The following is a 2,948-nucleotide window of genomic DNA, read 5'->3' on the forward strand; positions in this document are numbered from 1 at the left end:
TGAAGAAGAGATATTATTTTACGGTAGCATTAGATTATTGGGGAGGGGGCGGGTTTATCCAAATTTAATGTTGAGCAATTAACTTAACTTAACGTGGAACCCACCCCTACCCGATGCAACATTTTAGGAGTCTAACGCTACTACATTTTTAGCGTCAGAACGGTTTTAACCGGAGGTAATTATCAATTATCCATGATCAATTATCAATTAATGAACCACCCGATCGAATCAATTTAGGCAAACCGACGACGTAATAAAGGCTGAATTGCTACTAAAGTCACTACATCAAAGACCAAAAGTACCAACAATGCTGTACCAAAAGAAATATCAGCAAAAGGTGTTTCCATGATTATACTACCAATAGACCAGTCACTATGTAGATACAAATAGCGAATCGGCTCGATCGCGTAAGTCAAAGGATTTACACTTGCCACTACCTGTAACCAACTAGGCATAAAAGATAGAGGTGCTAGAGCAGTACTAGCAAATAGTAAAGGTAAGTTAGTGACAAAAATAACTGCCAAAAGTTCAATGTGACCGGGTAAAGCAAAGGCCAGACCCAAACTTAAACCTGTCACGCCCAAAACCAACATTAGGACAATCAGGGCGATGGTAGCTAATCCTAATGTACCAGGTAATCCAGCGCCCAAAAATGCACCAGCACCGATGATTATTGCTGACTGAATCAAACTCAGAGTGATAATAAAGGTAGCTGAAGCTAAGACAATAGAAAAGCGGGATGTTAATGGAGCCACCAATAGGCGGTTGAGAAAGCCAAATTCTCGGTCAAACATGACTGGCAAACCAGCATTAAGAGCACCTGCAAAAGCGGTGAAGACAATAATACCAGCACCGAGAAATTGTCCATAGTTTTGACTTTCGCCAAATAAACCTTGAGGTACATTTTGGAAAAGTGCCCCAAATAGGATTAACCACATCAGGGGTTGGATAATTCCAGCTATTAATGTCGAAGGGCGTCGTTTTAGTTGGATAAATAACCGACGGGTTAATGCTAGAGTTTCTTGGAAGAAATCTCCTACTACAGAACCGGAGGTTAAAGATGTCGTTTTAGTGTCAGACAACTGACTAATATTTGGTTGGGAAGGAGTAATAGTACCACTCATATTAGACTTTAGATATTATTAGTGCAGAATGTATGGACAAAAGATAATACGACAATGTGGAAGTTAAAGATTTTTAACTTATTATTAATATTTTTCCACTGTATGCTAATGACTTTTGCCCAATACACTGGTAATTTTAACACTGCTATTTAGAAATGGCAGAATAGCAGAAGGAAGAAGGAAGAAGAAAGAAGGAAGAAGGAAGAAGCAAAAGTCTTGCTTTGTTTGAGCTTTAAGCTTTTGATATGTCTGCGCCCTTTGCTTCGACTGCTATAGCAGAAGGAAGAAGGAAAAACTTAGCGTTGTCTGAGTTTTAAGTTTTTGATATGTCTGCGCCCTTTGCTTTGACTGCTATAATAATTATTAAAAAATATTGAAGATATAGCAGGACAAAGAATGTAGGTTGGGTTAAGCGCTAGCGTAACCCAACAAACCCAAAATGCTTCTTGTGTTTAGCTGACTCAACTCAACCTACACAGATACAAGAGGAGTTGTTGGGTTTCCTGCTGATACCCAACCTACACATATATCAGGACTTACGCACGGACACGCTTATCGAGTGAGGGCGGCATTCGGAGCTTTGCGGAACGCGCCATTTGAGGGCGAATGGCATTCGCCCCTACCTTAATTTGGGTTTTGCCACCCTTCCACAATAGCAACTCCCACATTACAGCGGTTTTCATATGAATAAACCACAATGTTCAAACATTCCCCATGGCATCATCTTCAGTCCTACATTCCGCACTTCATGGGAGAATTTCTCCAACAACTCGCCCAACGCTTACAAATAAATCAACTTATTACCAAACATCTCACAGACATCAAAGAATTAATTATTGTGCCTCATATATTCCTGCATCAAATTCCATTTGCTGCTTTACCCATCACAACAGAAACTGTGACCATCGCAGACAACCTACCTATGGATAATACCAAAGGCATGAAATTTAATCCGCGCCCCACTCAAACCCAAACCACAACTATATCCAAAACCTATCTAAGTGACAAATTCCGTTTGCGAGTCGTATCCAGTTGTCAAATACTCAGCTATTGCGATAACTGCAACAAAACCACCAACTCCCCAAAAATGGGAATAGTCGAAAATGCAACAGGCGACCTCGAAGGTAGCGAGTACGAATGCCAAAACCTCGCGCAAATGTTCCAAGTGCCGAATAACCTGCACCTCAAATATCAACAAGCAACAGTAAACAACTACCGTCAACTGGCAAAACAAGTACAAATTCTCCATTCGAGTCATCACGCTAGCGCCGACTTAATCAACCTCCTAGACTCAAAACTACATTTATTTGATGGGGATGTCACCCTTGGAGATGTGTTTACCTGGCGTTTACCAAAATTAACTGATGTCTTCCTCTCCTGTTGCGAAACTAACCTCACTTTTAGCAACAAACTTAACGACGACATTCTAAGTATTGCAGCAGGTTTCCTCAGTGCAGGCGCCCTGAGTGTAGTTAGTACATTGTGGTCAGTGGAAGACAAATCCACTGCTGAGTTTTGCCAGTTATATTATCAGTTCCGCAACCAGGGAGAAACTCGCCCGGAAGCATTACGAAAAGCTCAGTTTGAACTTCGGAAAAGGGAAAATTTCAAACATCCCTATCATTGGGCAGGTTTTGTTTCTCAAGGGTTAGAGTAATTAGGAGTCAGGAGTCAGGAGTCAGAATTTCAAAGGCTTTCAGTTATAGCAGGGAACAGGGAACAGGGAACAGGGAACAGTGTTCAACAATGAATAATGAATAATGAATAATGAATAATGAATAATGAATAATTACCTCTCCTTGAAAAGAAGAGGATTGACAAATT

At 40.6% G+C, this 2,948-nt stretch carries 2 protein-coding genes; one reads left to right on the top strand and one right to left on the bottom strand.

The genetic code is table 11. From position 1 onward, the window contains the following. Nucleotides 1-233 precede the first annotated feature (233 nt). On the bottom strand, nucleotides 234-1,124 hold the full coding sequence (locus F6K13_RS26410) for an ABC transporter permease (RefSeq protein ID WP_287243984.1): 891 nt from the start codon (nucleotides 1,122-1,124) through the stop codon (nucleotides 234-236). 697 nt (nucleotides 1,125-1,821) lie between these two features. On the opposite strand from F6K13_RS26410, the gene F6K13_RS26415 reads away from it, so the two are divergent. Continuing rightward, nucleotides 1,822-2,781 (top strand): CHAT domain-containing protein, encoded by a 960-nt coding sequence (locus tag F6K13_RS26415; protein ID WP_124144643.1) that lies wholly within the window; start codon nucleotides 1,822-1,824, stop codon nucleotides 2,779-2,781. The last annotated feature ends 167 nt before the right edge of the window (nucleotides 2,782-2,948 follow it).

It is taken from the genome of Okeania sp. SIO2B9 (assembly GCF_010672505.1).
Taxonomy (GTDB): Bacteria; Cyanobacteriota; Cyanobacteriia; order Cyanobacteriales; family Microcoleaceae; genus Okeania; species Okeania hirsuta.

Coding starts and splice junctions, on each gene's coding strand:
- F6K13_RS26410 (WP_287243984.1), bottom strand. CDS start 1,124: ATGAGTGGTACTATTACTCCTTCCCAACCAAATATTAGTCAGTTGTCT.
- F6K13_RS26415 (WP_124144643.1), top strand. CDS start 1,822: ATGTTCAAACATTCCCCATGGCATCATCTTCAGTCCTACATTCCGCAC.